At 63.6% G+C, this 23,180-nt stretch carries 23 protein-coding genes; 15 read left to right on the plus strand and 8 right to left on the minus strand.

Going from position 1 to position 23,180, the window contains the following annotated elements:
• Positions 1-6 precede the first annotated feature (6 nt).
• The 6 genes from nrdR (at position 7) to AB6809_RS24480 (ending at position 3,564) form a co-directional block, all read left to right on the plus strand.
• Complete coding sequence (gene nrdR / locus AB6809_RS24455) at positions 7-489, plus strand: transcriptional regulator NrdR (protein ID WP_006047856.1); 483 nt, start codon at positions 7-9, stop codon at positions 487-489.
• Positions 490-694: 205 nt separating this feature from the next.
• The gene (locus tag AB6809_RS24460) at positions 695-1,255 is read left to right on the plus strand and encodes a GspH/FimT family pseudopilin (protein ID WP_371027357.1); all 561 of its coding nucleotides are present in this window, start codon (positions 695-697) and stop codon (positions 1,253-1,255) included.
• A 29-nt stretch (positions 1,256-1,284) separates the two neighbouring features.
• Entirely contained in the window at positions 1,285-1,719 is a 435-nt protein-coding gene (locus tag AB6809_RS24465) for a prepilin-type N-terminal cleavage/methylation domain-containing protein (RefSeq protein WP_371027375.1), read from the plus strand.
• A complete protein-coding gene (locus tag AB6809_RS24470; protein ID WP_310399966.1) occupies positions 1,716-2,534 on the plus strand; it encodes a PilW family protein in 819 nt (272 codons plus the stop codon). The genes AB6809_RS24465 and AB6809_RS24470 overlap by 4 nt, the downstream gene beginning before the upstream one ends.
• A gap of 95 nt (positions 2,535-2,629) precedes the next feature.
• Entirely contained in the window at positions 2,630-3,121 is a 492-nt protein-coding gene (locus tag AB6809_RS24475; RefSeq protein WP_310399965.1) for a hypothetical protein, read from the plus strand.
• A gap of 11 nt (positions 3,122-3,132) precedes the next feature.
• The gene (locus tag AB6809_RS24480; RefSeq protein WP_006047851.1) at positions 3,133-3,564 is read left to right on the plus strand and encodes a type IV pilin protein; all 432 of its coding nucleotides are present in this window, start codon (positions 3,133-3,135) and stop codon (positions 3,562-3,564) included.
• 59 nt (positions 3,565-3,623) lie between these two features.
• On the opposite strand, the gene AB6809_RS24485 is transcribed toward AB6809_RS24480, so the two are convergent.
• From AB6809_RS24485 to AB6809_RS24495, 3 genes are all read right to left on the minus strand, one after another.
• A complete protein-coding gene (locus AB6809_RS24485) occupies positions 3,624-4,088 on the minus strand; it encodes a DUF3318 domain-containing protein (protein WP_006047850.1) in 465 nt (154 codons plus the stop codon).
• Positions 4,089-4,185: 97 nt separating this feature from the next.
• On the minus strand, positions 4,186-4,572 hold the full coding sequence (locus tag AB6809_RS24490; RefSeq protein WP_006047849.1) for a phage holin family protein: 387 nt from the start codon (positions 4,570-4,572) through the stop codon (positions 4,186-4,188).
• A gap of 141 nt (positions 4,573-4,713) precedes the next feature.
• Positions 4,714-5,016 (minus strand): YqjD family protein, encoded by a 303-nt coding sequence (locus AB6809_RS24495; RefSeq protein WP_006047848.1) that lies wholly within the window; start codon positions 5,014-5,016, stop codon positions 4,714-4,716.
• A 340-nt stretch (positions 5,017-5,356) separates the two neighbouring features.
• On the opposite strand from AB6809_RS24495, the gene AB6809_RS24500 reads away from it, so the two are divergent.
• Complete coding sequence (locus AB6809_RS24500) at positions 5,357-5,995, plus strand: peroxiredoxin (RefSeq protein ID WP_006047847.1); 639 nt, start codon at positions 5,357-5,359, stop codon at positions 5,993-5,995.
• A 146-nt stretch (positions 5,996-6,141) separates the two neighbouring features.
• On the opposite strand, the gene AB6809_RS24505 is transcribed toward AB6809_RS24500, so the two are convergent.
• Entirely contained in the window at positions 6,142-7,332 is a 1,191-nt protein-coding gene (locus AB6809_RS24505; RefSeq protein WP_053857547.1) for an acyl-CoA dehydrogenase, read from the minus strand.
• Positions 7,333-7,425: 93 nt separating this feature from the next.
• On the opposite strand from AB6809_RS24505, the gene AB6809_RS24510 reads away from it, so the two are divergent.
• Positions 7,426-8,211 (plus strand): IclR family transcriptional regulator, encoded by a 786-nt coding sequence (locus AB6809_RS24510; RefSeq protein WP_107707304.1) that lies wholly within the window; start codon positions 7,426-7,428, stop codon positions 8,209-8,211.
• A gap of 38 nt (positions 8,212-8,249) precedes the next feature.
• Here AB6809_RS24510 and AB6809_RS24515 read toward each other — a convergent pair whose 3' ends face one another.
• Positions 8,250-9,083: an EAL domain-containing protein gene (locus AB6809_RS24515; RefSeq protein ID WP_006047843.1), complete on the minus strand. Its 834-nt coding sequence runs from the start codon at positions 9,081-9,083 to the stop codon at positions 8,250-8,252.
• A 259-nt stretch (positions 9,084-9,342) separates the two neighbouring features.
• Between AB6809_RS24515 and AB6809_RS24520 the strand changes: the two genes are divergently transcribed.
• Genes AB6809_RS24520 through fahA form a run of 3 tightly spaced genes read left to right on the plus strand, consistent with a single transcriptional unit; the run spans position 9,343 to position 13,410 of the window.
• On the plus strand, positions 9,343-10,707 hold the full coding sequence (locus AB6809_RS24520) for an MFS transporter (RefSeq protein ID WP_307251819.1): 1,365 nt from the start codon (positions 9,343-9,345) through the stop codon (positions 10,705-10,707).
• 58 nt (positions 10,708-10,765) lie between these two features.
• Positions 10,766-12,112, plus strand: a complete 1,347-nt coding sequence (gene hmgA / locus AB6809_RS24525) for a homogentisate 1,2-dioxygenase (protein ID WP_307251821.1) — start codon at positions 10,766-10,768, stop codon at positions 12,110-12,112.
• Positions 12,109-13,410: a fumarylacetoacetase gene (fahA, locus tag AB6809_RS24530; RefSeq protein ID WP_371027358.1), complete on the plus strand. Its 1,302-nt coding sequence runs from the start codon at positions 12,109-12,111 to the stop codon at positions 13,408-13,410. Before hmgA ends, fahA begins: the two co-directional genes overlap by 4 nt.
• 80 nt (positions 13,411-13,490) lie before the next feature.
• Here the strand turns inward: fahA and AB6809_RS24535 are convergent, their stop codons facing one another.
• Both AB6809_RS24535 and AB6809_RS24540 read right to left on the minus strand, forming a co-directional pair.
• Entirely contained in the window at positions 13,491-14,657 is a 1,167-nt protein-coding gene (locus tag AB6809_RS24535) for an MFS transporter (protein ID WP_307251825.1), read from the minus strand.
• Positions 14,658-14,822: 165 nt separating this feature from the next.
• On the minus strand, positions 14,823-15,629 hold the full coding sequence (locus tag AB6809_RS24540) for a crotonase/enoyl-CoA hydratase family protein (protein WP_307251827.1): 807 nt from the start codon (positions 15,627-15,629) through the stop codon (positions 14,823-14,825).
• 94 nt (positions 15,630-15,723) lie between these two features.
• Between AB6809_RS24540 and AB6809_RS24545 the strand changes: the two genes are divergently transcribed.
• Positions 15,724-16,338 (plus strand): hypothetical protein, encoded by a 615-nt coding sequence (locus AB6809_RS24545; RefSeq protein ID WP_029970394.1) that lies wholly within the window; start codon positions 15,724-15,726, stop codon positions 16,336-16,338.
• Positions 16,339-16,348: 10 nt separating this feature from the next.
• On the opposite strand, the gene AB6809_RS24550 is transcribed toward AB6809_RS24545, so the two are convergent.
• Complete coding sequence (locus tag AB6809_RS24550; protein ID WP_307251829.1) at positions 16,349-17,371, minus strand: 2-hydroxyacid dehydrogenase; 1,023 nt, start codon at positions 17,369-17,371, stop codon at positions 16,349-16,351.
• A 529-nt stretch (positions 17,372-17,900) separates the two neighbouring features.
• Between AB6809_RS24550 and aspT (AB6809_RS24555) the strand changes: the two genes are divergently transcribed.
• The 3 genes from aspT (AB6809_RS24555) (at position 17,901) to AB6809_RS24565 (ending at position 23,108) form a co-directional block, all read left to right on the plus strand.
• Entirely contained in the window at positions 17,901-19,583 is a 1,683-nt protein-coding gene (aspT, locus tag AB6809_RS24555) for an aspartate-alanine antiporter (RefSeq protein WP_307251832.1), read from the plus strand.
• 85 nt (positions 19,584-19,668) lie between these two features.
• The gene (aspT, locus tag AB6809_RS24560) at positions 19,669-21,351 is read left to right on the plus strand and encodes an aspartate-alanine antiporter (protein ID WP_307251834.1); all 1,683 of its coding nucleotides are present in this window, start codon (positions 19,669-19,671) and stop codon (positions 21,349-21,351) included.
• A 92-nt stretch (positions 21,352-21,443) separates the two neighbouring features.
• The gene (locus AB6809_RS24565; RefSeq protein WP_307251836.1) at positions 21,444-23,108 is read left to right on the plus strand and encodes a bifunctional aspartate transaminase/aspartate 4-decarboxylase; all 1,665 of its coding nucleotides are present in this window, start codon (positions 21,444-21,446) and stop codon (positions 23,106-23,108) included.
• The last annotated feature ends 72 nt before the right edge of the window (positions 23,109-23,180 follow it).

Here is a 23,180-nt window from a genome sequence, read left to right on the forward strand (position 1 = left end):
GCCGCCATGCATTGCCCTTTCTGCCGTCACGCCGATACGCAGGTCGTCGACTCGCGTGTCTCGGAAGACGGCGCGACGATTCGCCGGCGCCGCCGCTGCCCGGCCTGCGACAAGCGTTTTACGACGTATGAGCGGGTCGAGCTGGCGTTGCCGGCGGTCGTCAAGAAAGACGGCAGCCGCACGGAATTCGATCGCCGCAAGATTGTCGCGAGCATGCAACTGGCGCTGCGCAAGCGTCCGGTTGCAGCGGACGCGATCGACGCGGCCGTCGCCCGTATCGAGTATCAACTGCTGGGCAGCGGCGAGCGCGAAGTGCGCAGCGAACGTCTCGGCGAACTCGTCATGAACGAGTTGCGCGCGCTCGACACCATTGCCTACGTTCGTTTCGCCTCTGTCTACCGGCGCTTTGAAGACGTCTCCGAATTCGAAGACGTGATCGAAGAGTTCCGCCGCGCCTCTTCTCCTCCCAAGCCTTCCCGCAAGCGCTGATCGGAAGCCCGCCGCCCGGCGCTTCCTGTCGTTTCTGTTTTGCCGCGTGGCTTGACGTTTCTGCATTTGCCGCTCCGATTGTGGTTCGTCGCGTGAATTCTCGCGTGCGGTAGCGTCTGAATACCACCTGGCCATTCGGCCGATTGTTGGACGGTCCGCGAATCGCTAGATTGGCTGCATTCTTTGAAAACGTTCAGGGATGCAGATGAAACAACATGCAATCGCTTCGTCGCCATGCGGCGCATTTACGCTTGTCGAAACGCTGGTCGTGATCGCGCTGCTCGCGGTGATCGTGATGATGGCGACGCCATCGTTCGTAGCCTGGCAGGTGCGCGATCAGGTCGACGCACGTGCGAACGCGCTCGTGTCCACGCTTGCGTATGCACGCAGTGAGGCATTGCGCCGCGGCGCCCGCGTGACCGTATGCAGGACGGACGCGTCGCGCCACTGTCTTGCCGCCGGGCAACCGTGCGGCAATGGCGTCGCCGACTGGTCTTGCGGCTGGGCCGTATTGGCCGAGCGCGGCGGCACGTCTACGCTGTTGCGCGCGCATGGCTCGGTTGCGGCGGTGAGCATCGCCGGCACGCAGACGAATCTCACGTTCACACCGCCCGCCGGACAACTGATCGGCACGTTTCGCAGCTTCGACATTGCGCCGCGAGCGCCATCGAAAGCAACGCAGGGCGATAAGTGGCGGCGCTGCATTCGCATCGCGGCGGGTGGTCGCACGCGAATTACGGACGGCGCGTGTGGGGCGGCGTCGTGAGCCCGCTGGTCAGAAGGTCTTTGCGGCGGCTGCAGGCACGGCCTCACCGCAGTTGCAACAAGCGCCGCGGTAGTTCGTTGATCGAAGTGATGCTGGCCGTTGCGGTGATGGCAGTCACGGCGCTAGGTCTCATCGCCGGGCAATTGTGGATGGCGCGCGAGGCGCGAGCGATGTCGATGCGCGAACACGCCGCATGGATCGCCGATTCGGTCGCTGAAGCGATGTCTGCGCCCTCAGCCAACGACGCCGCGCTTAACGCATGGCGCTCGCGTGCGGCGACGCTGCTGCCGGGCGGCGACGCGTCGGTGATCGGCATAGGAGGTGTGTCGGCGGCCCGCGTCACTTGGACGGCTCCGCGCAACGCGCCGCACGCCGTCGACGACGTGATCGACAAGCCCGAGCCGTGCGGCGGGGTGGACGCGCCCGTGGGCTTTTCCTGCGTCGCATTGGCGTTCGTCAAATGATGCCGCATGCGCATGCGCATGGCGTGCGCGGCCATACGCTGATCGAGCTCGTGATCGCTCTTGCGCTTGGACTCATCGTGACCGCGGGCGCCGTGTCGCTTTACACGACGCAGCGCGCCGCATTCGACCGCGCGAGCAATGCGCTGCGTATGCGCGATGCCGGCTTGACCGCGTTGACCGTCGTTGGGCAGCAGTTGCAGATGGCGGGCTTCGTGCCGGCCGACGCCACGCAATATCGAGCGCCAACGCCGTTGTTCGGCTGTTCGGGCGGGCATCCGACAGGCACGGACGACAGCCGTCCGACGTGCGAGACATTGACGGGCAAATCAGACGGCATTGCGGTGCGATACGTTGGAGACAGCGTGTCGACCTGGCCGTCAGCGACCGGACAGACGACGGACTGCCTCGGACAAGCCGTTACGGGCAATAGCGCTGCGCTCGGCGATCGCGGCGTGCCGGTGGTCAATCGCTTTTACGCGAAGGCGAGCAGCTCGACCGGCGAGCCGGAACTGTACTGCGAAGGCAACGGCAAGACAGGGTCCGCGCAACCGCTTGTCGAAGGTGTCGAGCGGTTGCGCATCAAGTATTGGCTTGCCGGCGCGGCGAATGCAATCGACGCCTCGGCGGTGACCGCCGACCAGTGGACCAACGTGGTCGCGGTTGACCTCTGCGTGCTAGTGCGCGGCGCGCCGCAAGGGCAGCGCTCACGTTATGTCGATTGCGACGGCGTAAGCGGTATCGCGACGGATCTGCGTCCACGGCAAGCGTTCTGGCGGCGAGTTGCGTTGCGCAATTACGCAGGGGGCTTGTCGTGAGCGAAACGCCAGTCATGGCCGAACGAGGTTGCTTGGACGAAGCCGCTCGTCAGCAATCGGATCGACCTCGCCGCCTTCGCAGACACGCCCCGCACATGCATGAGCGCGGCACCGTATTACCCATCGTCCTGCTGATTTCCGCGATGCTGCTCGCGACGTCCGCGGCGTGGTTCGAGGCATCGCTCGCGGCAGCGCGTAGCGCGGTAAACGTGCGTGACTATTTGCAGGCCTTTCACGCCGCCGATTCGGCATTGACCTTATGCGCCCGCAGCGCCGTTGCATCCACGGGCCTGGGTGTGATCGCATCGCAGCCCGCCGCCCATGAGCCAGCGCAATGGAAAGTCGAGGCCACGTTCGAAGGCGCCGCTGCCACACCTTTGGCGCAATGGCCCGGCTCGCTGCGCGCGCCGCAATGCGTGGCCGAAGAGTGGCGTCTCGCCGGCCGCCCCGATGCACGCGCGTATCTGTTGACGGCGCGCGGCTTCGGCAACAAGCGCGAGTCGCAGGTATGGCTGCAGATGCAACTGGTTATCGACGGCGACAGGATCGAACGCCATTGGCGGCGCGTCGCTGCACGGCCCTTTTAGCGAGGTTGCAAATGAGAAGGCTGCATCTATCCGCATTCACCTTGCTCGAGCTGATCATCACGCTCGCGATCGTCGCTGTGCTGGCTTTGTTCGCGGTGCCTTCGTATCGCAGCCATATCGCGCGCACGTATCGGATGGACGCGGCATCGGCGCTGTTGCGCGCGGCGCAATTCGTCGAGGGCGCGGCAAGCGACAGCGTTCTTGCGCTGCCGCCCGGCTTCAACCAGGCTCCGTCATTCGGCTCGGCTGTTTATCGGTTGCGCGTGTTGCCGGCGGACGATGCAAACGGCGGCTATTCGATCGAAGCGGCGCCGGACGAATCAGGACCGATGCGAGACGACGCGTGCGGCGTCTTTACGCTCGACGCGACCGGCATGCGAAGCAATAAGACTGCGGGAAACGGTTCGGCACCGCTGACCGCGCAGTGTTGGGCCACAGGCTAGCAACGGGTCTGCTGCTCGCGCCGGAAGCTGTCTGATACCAGGAGCCATAAGCGACGAATTCAACCCTCGTCGCCAGACCTTGCCGAAGCACGCGACTCGCCCTTGATCTGCTGCCATACGCGATACGCTTCCCACGCGGCGAATGCGAGACCGCCCCACTTGAGTGCGGGCTTCGCACCGGCTGCGAACGTCGCGCGCAACGGTTTCGCGAGCACGAGCGACACGATCGAACTGATCACCGGATATTGCTTCAGAAGTGCGCCGATGGTTCCGGCGTTCAGAAGGCTAGCCTTGGCGCCGCTGCCCATGCGCAGCCCGCCGAAGCCTGGCACGATGAACTTGAGCCAACTGAAGTGAGTGACGGCCTCGCGTAATTCGAGCGTGGCCTGAGCGAATTCCATGCGCTCGACGTCCGCGCGCACGAGCAACAGTTCCTTGCGCAATTCGCGCAACTGCGGTGCGCTCAAGTCTCTCGCCGGCTGGCGCTTGTTACGGTAGGCGGTGCTGGAGTAGCTATGGCTCATGGCGTGTCGGCAGTGAGAGGGGCAAGGAACAGCGCAACGAAAGGGCAATGAACAATGCTACAAACGGCTCGCAAAGCATCACACTGGTTCGCCAACGCTACGGTTTGCGAAACACGTCGCGGTCTTTTTCGAATTCGGCGATGGTGGCATCGAACACCATCGGCGCATTGCGCAGCCCGCTGCGCGCTTTCAGCGCGCACACCAGTCCGGCAATCGCGTAGACGAGCGTGATTCCGGCAAGCGCCTGCCATCGGTAGGTGTCCCAGAACGCAATCGCGATCAGCGCCGTGAGGGCGATCAGGGCCATGGTGGTCAGCATCATCGCGGCAAGGCCGAGGAACAGCACGCCAAGAAGGCGATCCTTTTCTTCGGCGAGTTCAATGCCGATCAGTTCCAGACGCGTTTGCAGAATCGCCGACACCGAACTGATGATGCGGCGTAACGGACTATGTTGTTCGCGCTGCGATTGTGTGTCGATCGTCATGGCTGTGGGCGTTGCGCGGGTTGGCCGAAGCGGCGCGAGGCAAACGTGCGCGCCGGGATAAGCTGACCGGCCTGACGTGCGCCGGTCCGCTCGATTGGCTGGCATGCCGGACATCGCGTGTCCGGCACCTGCGGTGCAGTGTTACTTGCGGTTGATCAGGAGACCCAGCAGCACGCCGGCGCCCGCAGCGATGCCGATGGATGCCCACGGGTGCTCGTGAACGTAGTCGTCGGTTGCGCGAGCAGCCTTCTTGCCTTTCTCGACTACGACGACCTGCACGTCGGCCGCTTTTTCCCTGGCTTGCTTCAGGCGGGACAGCGCCGTTTCGCGCAATTCCGAAGCGCGCTCGCCCGTTGCGCTTGCGGCCTGTTTCAGCAGGTCTTCCGCGTCCGCGAGGACGGTTTTGATATCCGACATCAATCTCTCCTTGTTGACTTCCGACATTGACAGCTCCCCCTTCGTCTCACGCCACGCGTGAATCGTAACCAAAGAAACGGCGACTGGCGAGCGCACTGCCCGGTTGCACCGAGCGAATGCACGAACCGTTCCCGGCGAGGCGAAACTCCCCGAACATCCACTGCGCCACTTCCGCAGTTGATGTTAGTGCATGATGGAGTTGATCTGTCCCGCAAAGTTTCCACTAAATCGGCGAAAATTACAAAACCGCATAAAGTACTGAGCCGATGTTGGTTCGCGATGTACGGCTGCTGCCGTATGCTTTATCTTTGCGGAACCACACGGGCACACGCCCACGCCAGTTTTTCAGAACCTTAAGGAGATGCAAATGAGTCTACGTCTTGGCGATATCGCACCGGATTTCGAGCAGGAGTCGAGTATCGGCCGCATCAAGTTTCATGAATGGCTCGGCGATAGCTGGGGCGTCCTGTTCTCGCATCCGGCCGACTTCACGCCGGTCTGCACCACCGAACTCGGTCTGACGGCCAAGCTCGCCGACGAATTCGCAAAACGCAACGTCAAGACCATTGCATTGTCGGTCGACAGCGCGGAGTCGCATAAGGAGTGGATCAAGGACATCAATGAAACGCAGGCCGCGAGCGTCGGCTTCCCGATTCTGGCCGACGGCGACCGCAAGGTGTCCGAGTTGTACGACATGATTCACCCGAACGCGAACGAAACGCTCACCGTGCGCTCGCTGTTCGTGATCGATCCGAAGAAGAAAGTGCGTCTTATCATCACGTACCCGGCGAGCACGGGGCGCAATTTCGACGAAGTTCTGCGCGTGATCGATTCGCTGCAGCTTACGGACAGCCACTCGGTCGCGACGCCCGGCAACTGGAAGCAGGGCGACGACGTGGTGATCGTGCCGTCGCTGAAGGACGAAGAAGTGATCAAGCAGAAGTTCCCGAAGGGCTACAAGGCACTGCGTCCGTATCTGCGCATGACGCCGCAGCCGAACAAGTAAGTCAGTGAGCATTCGGCGCGTCGGGAAACTCCGGCGCGTCGTCAAATACAAGAAGGCCGGTTCATTGCGAACCGGCCTTCTTTTATTGCTCGCCTCAGCGCACCGTTATCGACGCAAGCGGCGCTCCGTACATGCTCAGACAAGCCTCAGAAAAACGCCTGAATGCCCGTTTGCGCGCGGCCGAGAATCAGCGCGTGAATGTCGTGCGTGCCTTCATAAGTGTTCACGACTTCCAGATTCACCAGATGCCGCGCAATTCCGAATTCGTCCGAAATGCCGTTGCCGCCCAACATGTCGCGCGCCAGCCGTGCGATGTCGAGCGCCTTGCCGCACGAATTGCGCTTCATGATCGACGTGATCTCGACGGCCGCAGTGCCTTCGTCCTTCATGCGGCCAAGGCGTAGCACGCCTTGCAGGCCCAGCGTGATTTCGGTCTGCATGTCGGCGAGCTTCTTCTGAATCAACTGGTTGGCCGCGAGCGGCCGGCCGAACTGCTTGCGATCGAGCACATACTGACGCGCGGTATGCCAGCACGATTCGGCTGCACCGAGCGCGCCCCACGCGATGCCATAGCGCGCCGAGTTCAGGCAGGTGAACGGACCGCGCAGCCCGCTCACTTCGGGAAAGCGGTTCTCTTCCGGCACGAACACTTCGTCGAGCACGATTTCGCCGGTGATCGACGCGCGCAAACCCACTTTGCTATGGATGGTCGGCGCCGACAGTCCCTTCCAGCTCTTCTCGAGAATGAAGCCGCGAATCGCGTCCTTGCCGTTTTCCTCGAGCTTCGCCCATACGACGAACACATCCGCGATCGGCGAATTCGTGATCCACATTTTCGAGCCCGACAGCGAGTAGCCGCCGTCGACCTTCTTCGCGCGCGTCACCATGCTGCCCGGATCGGAGCCGTGATTCGGCTCGGTGAGCCCGAAGCAGCCGATCCATTCGCCGGTGGCGAGCTTCGGCAGATACTTCTGCTTCTGCGCCTCCGAGCCGAATTCGTAGATCGGCACCATCACGAGCGACGACTGCACCGACATCATCGACCGGTAGCCGGAATCCACGCGCTCCACCTCACGCGCGATCAGCCCATACGCCACATAGTTGAGCCCCGGCCCGCCGTATTGCTCAGGGATGGTCGGGCCGAGCAGGCCGAGCTCGCCCATTTCGCGGAAGATCTCGATGTCCGTCTTCTCGTGACGGAACGCTTCGAGCACGCGCGGCTGGAGCTTGTCCTGTGCGTACGCGGCGGCGGCGTCGCGCACCATGCGTTCGTCTTCGGTGAGCTGCTGATCCAGCAGCAACGGGTCTTCCCAGTGAAACTGCGCGGCCTCGGCCATGACATATCTCCTGATTCTTGCGTAATCCAAGCTTGACTTGAGTTCCGCTATGCGAAACAATGTTTTGCAAACGACACCCGAGTGTATCACCCGATGACGCCCGCAGCCACTTTCACCGAGCCGCTCGACGAGCGCAAATTCGTCGTCGCCCTTGCGCGCGGGCTCGAACTGCTGCGCGCTTTCAAGCCGGGCGAGACGATGCTCGGCAACCGCGATTTCGTCGAACGCACGGGTTTGCCGAAGGCGACCGTCAACCGTCTCGCGTACACGCTGACCGTGCTCGGTTATCTGCGGCTCGACGAGGCGCTAGGCAAATATGCGCTCGATGCCGGCGTGTTGTCGCTCGGTTTCGCGTTGCTGTCCGGCACGGACACATTGGAACTCGCGCGCCCGCATATGCGCGCGTTCGCGCGCGAAGTCGGCGCGGCGGTGTCGCTCGGCTGCCGCGACGGACTCGACATGATCTATCTCGACACGATTCGCAGCGAAACGGCGCTCACGCTCGGCCTCGCGCCCGGCTCGAAACTGTCGATGCTGACGAGCTCAATGGGCCGCGCGTATCTCGCCGTGCAGCCTGCCGACGTGCGCCACGCGCTGCTCGCCGAGCTGAAGAAAGCGGCGGGCAAGGGCGGCGCGGCGCTGGTGGCCGAGGCCGTGAAGGAGATCGCGGCGTTCGCCGAGGAGCGCTGCTGTTATTCGTTTCGCGCGTGGCACGACGACGTGAACGCCGTTGCGGTGCCGTTTCGCGAGCCGCGCGAAGGACGCTGGCTCGTGCTGAGTTGCAGCGGGCCGGCTTCGTCGATGGGAGAAGATGTGTTTCGCGAGAAAGTAGCGCCGAGATTGAAGGCGCTTGCGCGGCGTCTGGGAGACGTGGGCTAGCAGTCCGTGGCGCAAATCAAGCCGGGATCAGGCCACGCTCAAGCCGCCCGATCATGATAATGCGCATTAAACAGCGGCCCCTGCACAAAGCGCACATCGTATTGCTGCAACGCTTCGAACTGCGCTTCGTCCATCACGCGATTAAAAATCAGCGGAATCCGCAGCCGGCCCGCGTAGCCGACTAACGGCTTGACCGTCGCGTCGCGCAACGCGACTGCCGCATCCATCTTGAGGAAATCGAGCCGCGCCGTATCGGAGACCGACAGAATCTGCCCCGCGTTCGACAGATTGCCCGCGACCTTGAAGCCGTAGTGCTGATAGCTCTTGGTCAAATAGCCGAGAAAAGTCTTATGCGCGACGGCCGCCGCGGGCAGCTCGATCACGATCCTCGCCGGATTCAGCCCGAACGACGTCAGCACGCTCGAAAAATGCCGCCCGTGATCGTACTTCACGCTCTTCAACAGCCGCTCGTGCACGCGCAGAAATAGCAGGCCGTGCCGCTGTGCGCCGAAGAAATTGATCGCATGCAGCGCGCGCGACATGCGATCCAGCGAGACCAGTTGCTGGTCGTCGCCGATGCGGTCGAACGCGTCGAACATATCGAACGGCGCGGCGTCGAGCCGCTGCGTGACCGCCTGGAAGCCGAGCTCATCGCCGAAACGATCCACGTTTTCCACATCCGACGACAGCGACTGCGCCAACGCATGCACGCTGATGTCGAAGATCGGCTCGTAGCCGCTCGTCAGTTCGAGGTCGTTAAAGCGCGCGAGCGCGAAGTCTCCGTGGCTGCCGGAGCCCATCGCCAGATGTTTGCCGAGAAAGGGATGGTCACTGGCGCGCGCAACGAGAGTGGGGATAGTCGGCGGAATCATTTAGGCGAATGGATCACTTGGTGGCGTGTCGGCGCCGGGACAACGCGCGTACACCGCATCTTCCGATGGTAGCAGTCCGCACCGCCGTCACATGAACAAAATGCTGATAACCATATCCCGCGGATGCCTGTCTGCGCGGGCCGCGGCGCGTGCGTGGCGCAAGCTCCAGGGTATACGTTAATTTCACTTAACGTAATTCGTTTTACTATGCGTAAATTCTTGCGCAAGCATTCGAAGACCCTATCCGGAGACAACCCCCATGAGCGCCAAGCCGGCCACAGCAGCCGTCAACGTGATCGAAGTCGAGCAGGTGCTCGGCGAAACGCATCACCCGGCATTTCAATTGATGTTGCTCGCGTTGTGCGGACTGTGCCTCGTCATCGACGGCTTCGACGCGCAGGCCATGGGCTATGTCGCGCCGAGCGTGATCGGCGAATGGCATGTGTCGAAGGCGGCGCTCGGTCCGGTTTTCAGCGCGAGCCTGTTCGGCATGCTGCTCGGCGCATTGGGGTTGTCGGTGCTGGCCGACCGCATCGGGCGTCGTCCGGTGCTGATCGGTGCGACCTTTTTCTTCGCGCTGTCGATGCTCGCCACGCCCTTTGTCTCGACGATCCCCGCGTTGATCGCGCTGCGCTTCATTACGGGCCTTGGCCTCGGCTGCATCATGCCGAACGCGATGGCGCTCGTCGGCGAATTCTCGACGCCGGCGCATCGCGTGAAGCGCATGATGCTGGTGTCGTGCGGTTTCACGTTGGGCGCCGCGCTCGGCGGATTCATCAGCGCCGCGTTGATTCCGGCCTACGGCTGGCGCGCGGTGTTCTGGGTCGGCGGCGTGGTGCCGCTGCTGCTCGCCGTAGCCATGCTTGCCTTGCTGCCGGAGTCGTTGCAATTTCTGGTGCTGAAGGGCCGCAGCGAGCGCGCGTTGCGCTGGCTCGCCCGATTCGATCCGAGCCTGCCGATCGACGCCAATACGCGCGTCGTCGTGCGTGAAAAGGGCAATGACGGTGCGCCGGTCGCGGAACTGTTCCGCGCGGGCCGGGCGCCGGTGACGCTGATCCTGTGGGCGATCAGCTTCATGAATCTGATCGATCTGTACTTCCTGTCGAACTGGCTGCCTACGGTCATGCGCGACGCCGGTTATTCGCCGAGCACGGCGGTGATCGTCGGCACGGTGTTGCAGACGGGCGGCGTCGTGGGCACGTTGCTGCTCGGCTGGTTCATCGAGCGTTTTGGCTTTGTGCGCGTGCTGTTCGTGTGCTTTGCGGGCGCGGCGCTCGCCGTTGGCACCATCGGGACGGTCGCGCATGCGTTGCCGTGGCTGTTGCTCGTCGTGTTCGCGGGCGGCTTCTGCGTGGTGGGCGGACAGCCGGCGGTGAACGCGCTGGCCGGCCACTTTTATCCGACCACGTTGCGCTCGACGGGCATCGGCTGGAGCCTCGGTATCGGACGGATCGGCTCGGTGATTGGACCGCTCGTCGGTGGCCAGTTGATCGCATTGAACTGGTCGAACGAATCGCTGTTTCATGCGGCCGCCGTGCCGGTGCTGTGTTCCGCGCTGCTGGTGATCGCGCTCGCCGCGGCGACGCGGCAACGCAACCGCCCGTCGCAGCCGCAAACGGCGTGACGAAACACGCGTGACGAAACCCGCGTGAGACGAAATACAGAGTCAACGGAGAACTTGCATGGACACCTCAACACGTCAGCCGCATAGCGCCAGTTCGCGGCTCGAAATCGAGCCCGGTTATCAGTCCGGCTTTGCCAACGAATTCGCGACCGAAGCGCTGCCGGGCGCGCTGCCCGCAGGGCGCAATTCACCGCAGCGCGTCGCCTATGGTTTGTATGCCGAACAATTGTCGGGCACCGCCTTCACCGCGCCGCGCGGCCACAACCGGCGCTCGTGGCTGTACCGCATCCGTCCGGCGGCGGTGCACAAGCCGTTCGCGCCGCTGCCTTCGGAGCGGCTCGTCGCCAATTTCGCCGACGTCCCGCCGACGCCGCCCAACCAGTTGCGCTGGGACGCGTTGCCGATGCCGACCGTGCCCACGGATTTCATCGACGGCTGGGTGACGATGGCCGGCAACGGCGCTGCCGAATCGATGAGCGGCTGCGCGATCCACCTGTACGCGGCGAATCGCTCGATGCAAGACCGCTTCTTCTACAGCGCCGACGGCGAACTGCTGATCGTGCCGCAAGAAGGGCGCCTGCAGATCGCGACCGAACTCGGCCGGCTGGACGTCGAACCGTTCGAGATAGCGGTGATTCCACGCGGCGTGCGCTTCGCGGTGAGCCTGCCCGGCGGCAGCGCGCGCGGCTACATCTGCGAAAACTTCGGGGCGTTGCTGCGCTTGCCGGACCTCGGCCCGATCGGCTCGAACGGTCTCGCCAATCCGCGCGACTTTCTCACGCCGCATGCCGCCTACGAAGACCGCGAAGGCGACTTCGAACTCGTCGCGAAAATGAACGGCAATTTGTGGCGCGCGGACATCGGCCATTCGCCGCTCGACGTGGTCGCGTGGCACGGCAACTACGCGCCGTACAAGTACGACTTGCGGCGCTTCAACACGATCGGCTCGATCAGCTTCGATCATCCGGACCCGTCGATATTTCTCGTGCTGCAATCGCAGAGCGACACGCCGGGCGTCGATACGATCGACTTCGTGATCTTTCCGCCGCGCTGGCTCGCCGCGGAAGATACGTTCCGCCCGCCGTGGTTCCATCGCAACGTCGCGAGCGAATTCATGGGCCTCGTGCATGGCGTCTACGACGCGAAGGCCGAAGGCTTCGTGCCGGGCGGCGCGAGCCTGCATAACTGCATGTCCGGCCACGGTCCCGACGCGGAGACCTTCGAGAAAGCGTCGCATAGCGACACGTCGAAGCCGAGCAAGGTCGGCGACACGATGGCCTTCATGTTCGAAACGCGCACGCTGATCAAGCCGACGCGCTTTGCGCTCGAAACCGCGCAGCTTCAGGCGCATTACTACGAGTGCTGGCAAGGTCTCAAGAAACACTTCAATCCGGAGCAACGATGAGCGCAGTGAGCGATCTTCAGGCGACGCTCGATCCGTCGCGCAAAAGCTGGGTCGAGTCGGCCAACGAGCCGAGTCACGATTTCTCGATCCAGAATTTGCCGTTCGGCATTTTCAGCGACACGAGCAGCGACACGCGCCGCGCGGGCGTGGCGATCGGCGATGAGATCGTCGATCTGGCCGCATTGCAGGCGGCGGGGCTATTGAAGCTGCCGTCGAACGCCGATGTTTTTGCGCGCGATACGCTGAACGACTTCATCGCGCTAGGCCGCGACGCGTGGCGCGGCGTGCGCATCCAGTTGAGCAACCTGCTTTCGCGCGACACCGCGACGTTGCGCGACGACGCGGCACTGCGCGCCAAAGTGCTGGTGCATGCAGCCGACGCGCGGCTTCATTTGCCCGTGCAGGTTCCCGGCTACACGGACTTTTATTCGTCGAAAGAGCATGCGACGAACGTCGGCTCGATGTTTCGCGATCCGAAGAATGCGCTGTTGCCGAACTGGTCGGAGATGCCCATCGGCTACAACGGACGCGCGTCGTCGGTGGTGGTGAGCGGCACGCCGGTGCGTCGGCCGAACGGTCAGTTGAAGTTGCCTGATCAGGACCGGCCGGTGTTCGGCGCGTGCCGCAAGCTCGACATCGAACTCGAGACGGGCTTTGTGATCGGCGGCGGCAATGCGTTGGGCGAGCCGATTGCATGTGCGGACGCGGAAGCGCACATCTTCGGCATGGTGCTGCTGAACGACTGGAGCGCGCGCGACATTCAGCAATGGGAATACGTGCCGCTCGGTCCGTTCAATGCAAAAACATTCGCGACCACGATCTCGCCGTGGATCGTCACGCTCGATGCGCTCGAACCGTTCCGCGTCGCGCAGCCGGTGCAGGAGCCAGAGCCGCTTGCGTATCTACGGCACGACGGCGACCATGCGTTCGACATCGCGCTCGAAGTGAAGCTGCGGCCTCATGCAGCGAAACAGGCGACGACCATCGCGCGAACCAACTTCAGGCACATGTACTGGACGATGGCGCAGCAACTCGCGCATCACACGGTATCGGGCTGCAACACGCGAGTGGGCGACCTGATGGGCTCGGGCACGATCAGCGGCCCGACCGAAGACTCGTACGGCAGCCTGCTCGAACTGACGTGGAACGGCAAGAAGCCGCTCGAACTGAAAGACGGCGGCACGCGCACGTTCATCGAAGACGGCGATGAGTTGACGCTCGCCGGATGGTGCCAGGGCGATGGATATCGCGTGGGCTTTGGGGCTTGCGTCGGGGAGATTGTGGCGGCGCGGGGGTGAACGCGTGAACCTGAAGCGCCGGCCGGCTATGGCCCAGAAAGGCCGCCCGGCCGGCTGGCTTCACTCAGCGCTCCGTGCGTTCACCCCGCCACCGCCATCCTTTGTGCGCGCCGGTCGATCGACATCGACCACAGCGTAAGCAGCAGCGCGCCGACGGAAGTGGCGACGCCGACCCACGGCAGCGTAGTCAACGGCGCGCCCGCACCGATCGCCATGCCGCCGAGCCAGGCGCCCGTCGCATTGCCGAGGTTGAAGGCACCCTGATTCAGCGTCGACGCGAGATTCGGCGCATCGCTCGCGCGGTCGACGATCAGCATCTGCAACGGCGGCACGATCGCAAACGCCAGAACGCCCCACGCGAAGATGGTGATCATCGCTGGAATTTCGGCATGCATGGTGCCGGCGAAGATCGTCAGAATCGCGACGATGGCGAGCAGGAACGCCACCAGCGACGGCATCAACCGCCAGTCCGCGAGCTTGCCGCCGAGCGTGCTGCCAACCGTCAGCCCCAGGCCGAACAGCAACAGCACGAGCGTGACCGCGTGCGGCGTGAAACCGGTCACGTCTTCGAGAATCGGCGTGATGTACGTGAAAGTGGAAAAGAGGCTTGCCGACGCCAGTACGCTGATGCCGAGCACCATCAACACCTGCGGATTTTTCAGCACGCCGAATTCGCGCACGAGGCTCGCTTTCTGCATCTCGATCTTCGCCGGCAGGCAGACCGCGAGCGCGGCGGCCGCGGCGATGCCGATGCCCGTCACCGCCCAGAAGGTCGCGCGCCAGCCGGCGGCCTGGCCGAGCGCCGTGCCGAGCGGCACACCGAGCACATTCGCCAGCGTGAGGCCGGTGAACATCAGCGCGATGGCCTGCGCGCGGCGGTTCGGCGCGACGAGCCCCGCGGCCACCACTGAGCCGATGCCGAAGAACGCGCCGTGGCAGAACGCGGTGACGATCCGCGCGGCCATCAGCACCGCGTAGCCCGGCGCAAGCGCGCACAGCAGATTGCCGACGATGAATACGCCGATCAGGCTCATCAGCGCTTTCTTGCGCGGCATGTTGGCGACGGCGATCGCCACGATCGGCGCGCCGATCGTCACGCCGAGCGCATAAGCGGAGACCAGCATGCCGGCAGCCGGAATCGACACCGACAGATCGCGGGCGACGTTGGGCAACAGCCCCATGATAACGAATTCGGTGGTGCCGATGCCAAAGGCGGCAATGGCGAGAGCAAGCAGGGGCAAAGGCATGGCGGCGGACTGTGGATCGGCGCGGCGCGAGACGTCGCGCGGACGGCGCGCGTTTTCGGGGCGAAAGCGCGTGCGCCGTGCTGAAAGCAAAACAGTTAGGGATTTTACCTAAGTCAAAACGATAGTGCTGGGCGCTCAGTCGTGTGCACGGCGCGGCTGTTGTTTTTAATCCGACGTCTTGCCGTGACGTCCCGCGCCCTTCGTAAAACGCTCGGCGCCCGCAACGCCTTCGTCGAAAACCGCCTGATATCCGCCGGCGCCTTCGCGCCGCAGCGCGTCGGCGAGATCGTCCAGCATGCTATTTTCCAGCACCGAGCGGCGGTCGGCCAGCAGCGCCGCCTGCGGAAAGGCCGCGAGTTCGGCGGCCAGGTGCTCGGCCGCCGCGCGCGCCTCGCCTTTGGCGACCACGCGATTCGCGAGGCCGAAAGCGAGCGCTTCCTGTGCGCTCACCGCGCGGCCGGTGAGTATCAGATCGAGCGCGCGCGACATGCCGATCAGCCGCGGCAAGCGAATCGTCCCGCCGTCGATCAGCGGAATGCCGACGCGGCGGCAGAACACGCCGAGCACCGCGTCCTCCTCGACGACACGCAGGTCGCACATGGCCGCCAGCTCCAGACCGCCCGCGACCGCGTAGCCCGTAATCGCCGCGATGACCGGCTTCGTGAAATGCATGCGCGTCGGTCCCATCGGTCCGGGACCGCTGCCGTCCGCGTGAATCTCGTTGCGGCGCGTGTCGTCGGCGAGCGCGCTCAGATCCGCGCCCGCGCAGAAGGTGCCGCCCGCGCCGAACAGCACGGCTGCGCGCCACGCCGGCTCGGCTTCGAAGCATTGGAACGCGGCGCTCAACGCATCGGCGACGAGGCGGTCGACCGCATTACGCCGCTCCGGACGCTCAAGCACGATGGTTGCTACGCCGTTATCACGGTTAGCTTCGATACGCACATATTGGTTGAAATTTTGCGTGCTTATCATCGTCGTCTCCCTGAAGGTCCGCGTTCGCCCGTTCGTTGATCCGTTCGGGCGCCAGTGCAGCGCTCATGCACAGCAGTTAATACCGTGGCTTGACATGCTTCTTTCACAATCGACTCGTAGCGTTAGCGCTCTCTTAACGCGCTGGCGAGCTGCCGCCAGCTTATCGAGCCTGCCTTTGCCTCTAGCCAATTCACCGTCCGCGGGTGCGCCGGCCTGCGCGGAGACCGTCTGGATCGTCCCGCTCGACCGGCATTCATGGTACGACCACGTGCGTCTGAAACGCGTCTTCGTCGCCGACGGCACGCGGCATCAGGTCGTCGTGGTCGACGTGCGCAAGCTGCTCGCGTGCGCCGATCGCGACAACACCGATTATGTTCTGAAGCCCGTTGCCGAATGGCATGCGGGAAAGGTGCGCGGCATTCGCGAGTTCCTCGATCCGGACAATCCGCGCATTCCGCAGATGCCCTACGTGACGATCTCGACGCGCCGCGCTTCGGGCCTGCTCGGGTGGCTCGGTTTCGAGCGCGAGGGCGTGGTGGCGTTTCGCAACGGGCAGCATCGCGCGCGCTATCTCGCCGATGCCGGGGCGCGCTGGTTTCCGGTGGAAGTGCACGAGCGCGAGGCGGCGTTGCTGCGCGAGATATGCGGCGCACCGGACGACGCCCGCACGGCGATTCGCCCCGTTCCGCTGAACGCGGGCGGCGGGTAGATTTCCGGCTTCAGCCAGGCAGGCCCGACGACGCCTGGTCGTTCGCATGCACCGCGTTGCGAGGCGTGCCCGCTTGCCACGCGGCGACGTTCGCAAGCGTGGTCTGCGCGATCTCGTTCATCGCCTCGCGTGTAAAAAACGCCTGGTGGGCCGTCACGATCACGTTCGGGAACATCAGAAGACGCGCGAGCACGTCGTCTTGCAGCGGCAGATTCGAATGGTCCTCGAAGAACAGACCGCCTTCTTCCTCGTACACGTCGAGCCCCAGATGGCCGAGCTGACCGTCCTTCAGCGCGCCGACCAGCGCATTGCTTTCGACGAGCCCGCCGCGCCCCGTGTTGATCAGCATCGCGCCGCGCTTCATTCTGGCGAGCGCGGCCGCGTCGATCAGATGGTACGTTGCCGGAAGCAACGGACAATGCAGGCTGACAATGTCCGATTCCGCGAGAAGCGTGTCGAGCGTCACGTAGCGCGCGCCGAGCGCGAGCAGATCGTCGGCGGGCGTGCCGGGATCGTACGCCAGCACGCGCATGCCGAAGCCCGACATGATGCGTCCGAACACGCGGCCGATCATGCCGGTGCCGATCACGCCGACTGTCTTGCCGTGCAGATCGAAGCCCAATAGTCCATGCAGCGAGAAGTCGCCCTCGCGCGTGCGCGCGACCGCACGCGGCAGGCGCCGGTTCAATGCAAGCACGAGGCCCACCGCATGCTCGGCGACCGCGTGCGGCGAATAAGCGGGCACGCGGGCGACGGCAATGCCGAGGCGCTCGGCCGTTGCGAGATCGACGTGATTGAAGCCTGCGGAGCGCAAGGCGATCATGCGCGTGCCGCCGGCATGCAGATGTTCGAGCGTCGCGGCATCGACACGATCGTTGACGAACGGACACACGACCTCATAGCCACGCGCGAGCACCGCGGTTTCGCTGTTCAGATGCGATTCCTGGAAATGCAGTTCATAGCGATGCGCGGCATTGGCTTCGGTGAAAGTCTCGACGTCGTATTGACGGCTGCTGAACAGGATCATGCGCATTGCTCACTCCATTTAATCGCATACCGGCGCTGCGCAATTCGCAGTTTTATGAAGACGGCGCTTTAGCGCTCAATGAAAACGAGTATAAGGAATTCATCAAAAGGTGCAATGCAATAAAGCGGCTAGACGATGCCTTTCCATAGGTCCGCTATTCGCGAAGTCAAGAACAACCGCGAAAAAATAACATTGACAGGTCTTCTCAAGTTACATAATTTAAAAAAGCCCGTGAGCGCCAGAGGCTGTCTTGGGCGGAAACGGTAAACCGCGCCGCGCGCACGGTACGTGTGGCAATTTGTCCCTGCAAAGCCATCGGCGTGGTCCGATTGCAAATGCTGTCTTTTTCAATGACGCAGTAGTCAGTGCGGCGTTCGTATTGCGCTGCCTGCCTGTTCCGTCATATGGCGTTTAATTGAACCGTCCAGTTGAACCATTGACCAGATCAGAACAGTCTTCACGAAAGCAGTCACGCAATTTGCAGTCGGCGTTATTGAGCAGATCGCTAATCGAACTTATAAATTGGCCGGCCAACATGATCGCTGAATTGCTGAGGGCTCAACCGGAGATCGCGCTGTTCACGAGCCTCGCAATCGGCTATTTGATCGGCTCCTTTCGTATCGGCCCTATTCAATTGGGCGGCGTTTGCGGCACGTTGATCGTCGCGCTGCTATTGGGTCAGACCGGCGCGCGGCTCGCCCCCGATTTGAAGAACATTGCATTCGCGCTCTTCATCTTTGCGCTGGGCTTCACGGGCGGGCCGCAGTTTTTCGCCAATATCGGCCGGGGCTGGCGCTATGGCCTGCTGTCGGTGATCGAGATCGTGTCGGTGCTCGCGCTGATCGTCATCGCGGTGGCCGTGATGCGGCTCGACGCCGGCACCGCAGCCGGCCTGCTGGCCGGCGCAGCAACGGAGTCCGCGGTGATCGGCACAGCGTCGGAGGCGATCGCGAAGCTCGGCCTCGTAGAAGCTGAGACGGTGCGCCTGCAGGCCAACGTCGTCACTGCATACAGCGTGAGTTACCTGTTCGGGCTTATCACCATCGTGCTCTTTACCAGTCAGTTCGCGCCCTTGCTGTTGCGCATCGATTTGCGCGCCGAGGCGGAAAAAATGTGGCGCACGCTCGGCGGCGATGGCGCCCTAGGCGACGGACAGCGCGCCGCCGCGCCTGCGCTGGTGGGCCGCGCGTTCCGCATCGACGGCGCTCATGGAGCGACGGTTTTCGCCATCGAACAGCAGCACGGCTTCAATCTCACCATCGAGCAGGTGCGGCGCAACGGCTCGGACCTGCCCGTCGAGCCGCAACTCGCGCTCGCGTCCGGCGACCTCGTGCTGGTAGGCGGCCGGCGCGAAGCTATCGTCGCGGCGGGGCCGGTTCTCGGCGATGAAGTGGACGGCGCGGACTTCGGCCAGGTCCTCGCGGAAACGCGCGACGTCGTGCTGACGCGGCGCGACGCGCACGGTCTCACGGTCGCTCAACTGCGCGAACGCGCGGCCCCGGAGCAGGGACGCGGCGTCTATATCGCGGCCGTCACACGGCTCGACTCGACGATCCCCGCGTTGCCCGGCACGGAACTCAATCGCGGCGACGTGCTGACGCTCGTCGGCGCGAAGACCGACGTGGAGCGCGGCGCCCGGCGTCTCGGCTATGTGCTCGTCGCCACGCAGAAGACTGACTTCGTCTATCTCGGCCTCGGCGTGCTCGCGGGCATGGCGATCGGTCATCTCGGCGGGCGCATCGGCGGCGTGTCGCTCGCATTGGGCACGGGCGGCGGATGTCTGCTGTCGGGCCTGCTGTTCGGCTGGATTCGCTCGCGCTATCCGCTCGTCGGCTCGTTGCCTTCGGCGGCGGCGCAGATTCTCAAGGACTTCGGGCTCGCCACGTTTATCGCCGCGGTCGGTTTGTCGGCGGGACCGGATGCGATCAGGCTCGTGCGCGAGTACGGCCTCGCGTTGCCGGCGGCGGGCATTCTGCTCGTGCTCGTGCCGGGGCTGTTGTCCTTATGGATCGGCCGCGTGTTCCTCAAGCTCGACACGCCGATGCTGCTCGGCGCGATCGCCGGTCAGCAGTGCAGCACGCCCGCGATCAGCGCGCTGGTCGGCGTGGCGGGCAATTCGACGCCGGTGATCGGCTACACGATCACCTATGCGCTCTCCAACATCCTTTTGCCGTTGATGGGTCCGGTCGTGGTCGGCGTTGCCGGCAAGTTGGGTTAGGCAGTCAGCAGTGCCGTCAGGCGTCGCTCGTGCGCTCGCGGCAGTGGCTGGTAATTAGCATGGCAAACTAAAAAGCGAGGGCACGATGGACTGGCTACACCAAATCTTCCAGAAATCACCTGAGATAGCGTTGTTTCTGTCGCTGGCGGCGGGTTACTTCATCGGCCAGATCAACTTCGGCAAATTCCAGTTGGGCGGCGTGGGCGGCTCGCTGCTTGCCGCCGTGGTCATCAGCCAGGCCGGCGTGACGATCGACAACGGCGTCAAGTCGGTGATGTTCGCGGTGTTTATCTACGCGGTCGGCTATGACTCTGGTCCCGGCTTCTTCAATTCGCTGAACCGCAAGACGCTGCGCGAAATCGCGATGGCGGTCTTTCTCGCGGTCACGGCGCTCATCACCGTCGTGGTGTGCGCGAAGCTGTTCCATTTGAACAAGGGACTCGCGGCCGGCCTCGCCGGCGGCGCGCTGACGCAGTCGGCGATTATCGGCACGGCGGGCGACGCGATCGCGCGCCTCGGCTTGCCCGCGGACCAGGTCAAGGCGCTGCAATCGGACGTGGCGATTGCCTACGCGGTGACCTACGTGTTCGGCTCGCTCGGCGCGATCATCGTGTGCGTGAACATCTTGCCGAAGTTCATGGGGCAGAGCCTGCGCGATGCGTCCATCGAAGCCGAACGCGAGCTTGCAGCGGGCGCGCCGGCGCAAGGACCGGGGCAACTGCGCGCGTTGCCGGAACTGGTGGGGCGCGCGTACCGGATCGACGTCAGCGCGGGCAAATCCGTGAAAGAAGTCGAGACGCTGCATCGCGATCTGCTGACCATCGAGCGCGTCAAGCGCGGCGGTCATACGCTCGACCCGACGCCCGATCTGATCCTCGAACCCGACGACGTCGTGCTGGTCGTGGGCCGTCGCGAAGCCGTCGTCGAATTCGGCTCGAACGGCAGCGAGGTCGCCGACATCGGCGACGTGGGCGTCGTCATGCAAACGCGCGAAGGCGTGTTCACGCGCAAAGGCATGAACCACACCACAATCGCCGCGGCACGCGAGATCGTGGACCGCGACATGCGCCACGGCGTGTATATCCAGAGCATTTCGCGCGCCGGTCAGCCGCTGCCGCTTTTGCCCGAGACAAAGCTCGAACACGGCGACGTCATCACGTTCTACGGATCGCCGAAAGACACGAAGCGCGCCGTCGACGCCGCGGGTTACGAACTGCCGTACACCATCAAGACCGACTTCATCTACATGGGCGTGGGTCTCGTGCTCGGCTTGCTGATCGGGCTGATCGTCGTCAATGTCGGCGGCATTCCGCTCACGCTCAGTTCCGGCGGCGGCTGCCTGCTTGCCGGCCTGCTGTTCGGCTGGATGCGCGGCAAGCATCCGATGTACGGCGTGATGCCCACGGCCGCTTCGCAGTTGCTGAAGGACTTCGGACTCGCCGCTTTCGTCGCCGTGGTCGGCCTGAATTCCGGCTTGCAGGCGGTGGTGACCGTCAAGCAGAGCGGCATGACGATCTTCCTGCTCGGCGTATTCGTCACGCTCTTCCCGCTTCTGCTCACGATGCTGTTCGGCCGCTACGTGCTTCGCTACAACAACGCGGCCATCCTGGCGGGCGCGCTGACGGGCTCGCGCAGCGCCAACCCGGCGTTCGGCGGCGTGCTCGACAAGGCGGAAAGCGCGGTGCCGACCGTGCCGTTCGCCATCACGTATGCGATTGCAAACGTCGCGTTGACGTTGCTCGGGCCGCTGGTGGTGGGGCTCGTCTAGCGGAGCGTTGTATCGGTCTCTTCGCGCCGGCCGCGGCATCACGCAGAGCAACTCGCGGCGGCGCTTTCATCTGGCTCATTGGAGAACGCATCATGGCAAAAGAGAAGGGCGACAGCAAACATGGCGATATGGCGCAAGCGGGTCTTGCCGCGCTGAGCCCGTTCGAACTGAAGGATGAACTTATCAAGGCCGCGGGCGGCGGCGCGGTCGAGCGTCCGGCCAACGCGGCGATGCTCAACGCCGGGCGCGGCAACCCGAATTTTCTCGCGACGATTCCGCGTCACGGCTTCTGGCAACTCGGCCTCTTTGCGATGCGCGAGTCGGAGCGTTCGTTCGCGTACATGCCGGAGGGCGTCGGCGGATTCCCGCGGCGCGATGGTCTCGAAGAGCGCTTCGATCTGTTCCTGCGCGAGAACAAGGGCGTGCCCGGCATCGACTTTTTGCGCGGCGCGGTGTCGTATGTGCGCGATCAGTTGGGACTTTCCGCGGGCGATTTCCTGTATGAAATGTGCGAAGGCATCCTTGCATCGAACTATCCGGTGCCGGACCGGATGCTTAAGCTATCCGAAATAATTGTCGGCCAGTATCTGCGCCGCGAGATGATCGGGCAGCATCCGTTTGTCGGCGAGTTCGACGTGTTCGCCGTGGAGGGCGGCACGGCGGCCATGACATACATCTTCAACACGATGCGCGAGAATCACCTGCTCAAAGCCGGCGATACGATCGCGCTCGGCATGCCGATCTTCACGCCGTACATCGAGATTCCGCGACTGAACGACTACCAGTTGAACGTGGTGAACCTTCACGCCGCCGTCGAGAGCAATTGGCAGTATTCGAAAGAGGAACTCGACAAGCTGCGCGATCCAAAGGTCAAGGCGTTCTTTCTCGTGAACCCGAGCAATCCGCCTTCGGTGAAGATGGACGACGAGAGCCTCCAATACATTGCTGACATCGTCAAGGAACGCCCGGATCTGATTCTTCTCACCGACGACGTGTATGGCACGTTCGCGGACGACTTCGTGTCGCTGTTCGCGCTCGCGCCGAAGAACACGATTCTCGTGTACTCGTATTCGAAGTACTTCGGCGCGACCGGCTGGCGTCTTGGCACCATCGCGACGCATCGCGACAATGTGCTCGACAGGTTGATTGCCGAGTTGCCGAAAGAGGCGAAGGAGCAGTTGCACGAGCGTTATGAATCGATCACGACGGAGCCCGAGAAGCTCAAGTTCATCGACCGTCTGGTTGCCGACAGCCGTACCGTCGCGCTCAATCACACGGCGGGCTTGTCGACGCCGCAGCAGGTGCAGATGGTGCTCTTTTCGCTGTTCTCGCTGATGGACACGCCCGACGCGTACAAGAACGCGTTGAAGCGCCTGATCCGCAAGCGCAAGCAGGCGCTCTACGAGGAACTCGGCATTTCGTTCGAGGACGACGATCCGAACCAGGTCGATTACTACACGGTTCTCGACGCCGAGTTCCTCGGCGAACGGATGTTCGGGCGCGAGTTCGTCGAGTGGCAATTGAAGAACACGCAGCCCACTGAACTGCTGTTCCGGCTCGCGCGCGAGGCGCGGGTGGTGCTGTTGCCGGGGCTCGGCTTCGGCACGCAGCATGCGTCGGGGCGCGTGTCGCTCGCCAATCTCAATGAGTCGGACTACCGGCAGATCGGACGCGCGATGCGGCGGCTCATCGAGGAATACGTCGAGCGCTTCAATGCGGAGACAGGCAAGAAGCTCGATAAAAGCAAGGTGAAATGACGCCGCCCGCTCGGGCATGGTCAAAAAACTTGCGCAATTGCGCGGATCGGTGAATGATCGAAAAACGGCCTC

It is taken from the genome of Paraburkholderia sp. RCC_158 (genome assembly GCF_041355255.1).
Taxonomy (GTDB): Bacteria; Pseudomonadota; Gammaproteobacteria; order Burkholderiales; family Burkholderiaceae; genus Paraburkholderia; species Paraburkholderia graminis.

Excerpts from the sequence above, each read along its gene's own strand:
- AB6809_RS24495 (WP_006047848.1), bottom strand. The coding sequence starts at position 5,016 with ATGTCGGAAGTCAACAAGGAGAGATTGATGTCGGATATCAAAACCGTC.
- nrdR (WP_006047856.1), top strand. The coding sequence starts at position 7 with ATGCATTGCCCTTTCTGCCGTCACGCCGATACGCAGGTCGTCGACTCG.
- AB6809_RS24515 (WP_006047843.1), bottom strand. The coding sequence starts at position 9,083 with ATGATTCCGCCGACTATCCCCACTCTCGTTGCGCGCGCCAGTGACCAT.
- fahA (WP_371027358.1), top strand. The coding sequence starts at position 12,109 with ATGAGCGCAGTGAGCGATCTTCAGGCGACGCTCGATCCGTCGCGCAAA.
- AB6809_RS24565 (WP_307251836.1), top strand. The coding sequence starts at position 21,444 with ATGGCAAAAGAGAAGGGCGACAGCAAACATGGCGATATGGCGCAAGCG.
- AB6809_RS24505 (WP_053857547.1), bottom strand. The coding sequence starts at position 7,332 with ATGGCCGAGGCCGCGCAGTTTCACTGGGAAGACCCGTTGCTGCTGGAT.
- AB6809_RS24460 (WP_371027357.1), top strand. The coding sequence starts at position 695 with ATGAAACAACATGCAATCGCTTCGTCGCCATGCGGCGCATTTACGCTT.
- hmgA (WP_307251821.1), top strand. The coding sequence starts at position 10,766 with ATGGACACCTCAACACGTCAGCCGCATAGCGCCAGTTCGCGGCTCGAA.
- aspT (WP_307251832.1), top strand. The coding sequence starts at position 17,901 with ATGATCGCTGAATTGCTGAGGGCTCAACCGGAGATCGCGCTGTTCACG.
- AB6809_RS24480 (WP_006047851.1), top strand. The coding sequence starts at position 3,133 with ATGAGAAGGCTGCATCTATCCGCATTCACCTTGCTCGAGCTGATCATC.
- AB6809_RS24540 (WP_307251827.1), bottom strand. The coding sequence starts at position 15,629 with ATGATAAGCACGCAAAATTTCAACCAATATGTGCGTATCGAAGCTAAC.
- AB6809_RS24500 (WP_006047847.1), top strand. The coding sequence starts at position 5,357 with ATGAGTCTACGTCTTGGCGATATCGCACCGGATTTCGAGCAGGAGTCG.
- aspT (WP_307251834.1), top strand. The coding sequence starts at position 19,669 with ATGGACTGGCTACACCAAATCTTCCAGAAATCACCTGAGATAGCGTTG.
- AB6809_RS24490 (WP_006047849.1), bottom strand. The coding sequence starts at position 4,572 with ATGACGATCGACACACAATCGCAGCGCGAACAACATAGTCCGTTACGC.
- AB6809_RS24470 (WP_310399966.1), top strand. The coding sequence starts at position 1,716 with ATGATGCCGCATGCGCATGCGCATGGCGTGCGCGGCCATACGCTGATC.
- AB6809_RS24550 (WP_307251829.1), bottom strand. The coding sequence starts at position 17,371 with ATGCGCATGATCCTGTTCAGCAGCCGTCAATACGACGTCGAGACTTTC.
- AB6809_RS24545 (WP_029970394.1), top strand. The coding sequence starts at position 15,724 with ATGCTTCTTTCACAATCGACTCGTAGCGTTAGCGCTCTCTTAACGCGC.
- AB6809_RS24535 (WP_307251825.1), bottom strand. The coding sequence starts at position 14,657 with ATGCCTTTGCCCCTGCTTGCTCTCGCCATTGCCGCCTTTGGCATCGGC.
- AB6809_RS24510 (WP_107707304.1), top strand. The coding sequence starts at position 7,426 with ATGACGCCCGCAGCCACTTTCACCGAGCCGCTCGACGAGCGCAAATTC.
- AB6809_RS24520 (WP_307251819.1), top strand. The coding sequence starts at position 9,343 with ATGAGCGCCAAGCCGGCCACAGCAGCCGTCAACGTGATCGAAGTCGAG.
- AB6809_RS24475 (WP_310399965.1), top strand. The coding sequence starts at position 2,630 with ATGCATGAGCGCGGCACCGTATTACCCATCGTCCTGCTGATTTCCGCG.
- AB6809_RS24485 (WP_006047850.1), bottom strand. The coding sequence starts at position 4,088 with ATGAGCCATAGCTACTCCAGCACCGCCTACCGTAACAAGCGCCAGCCG.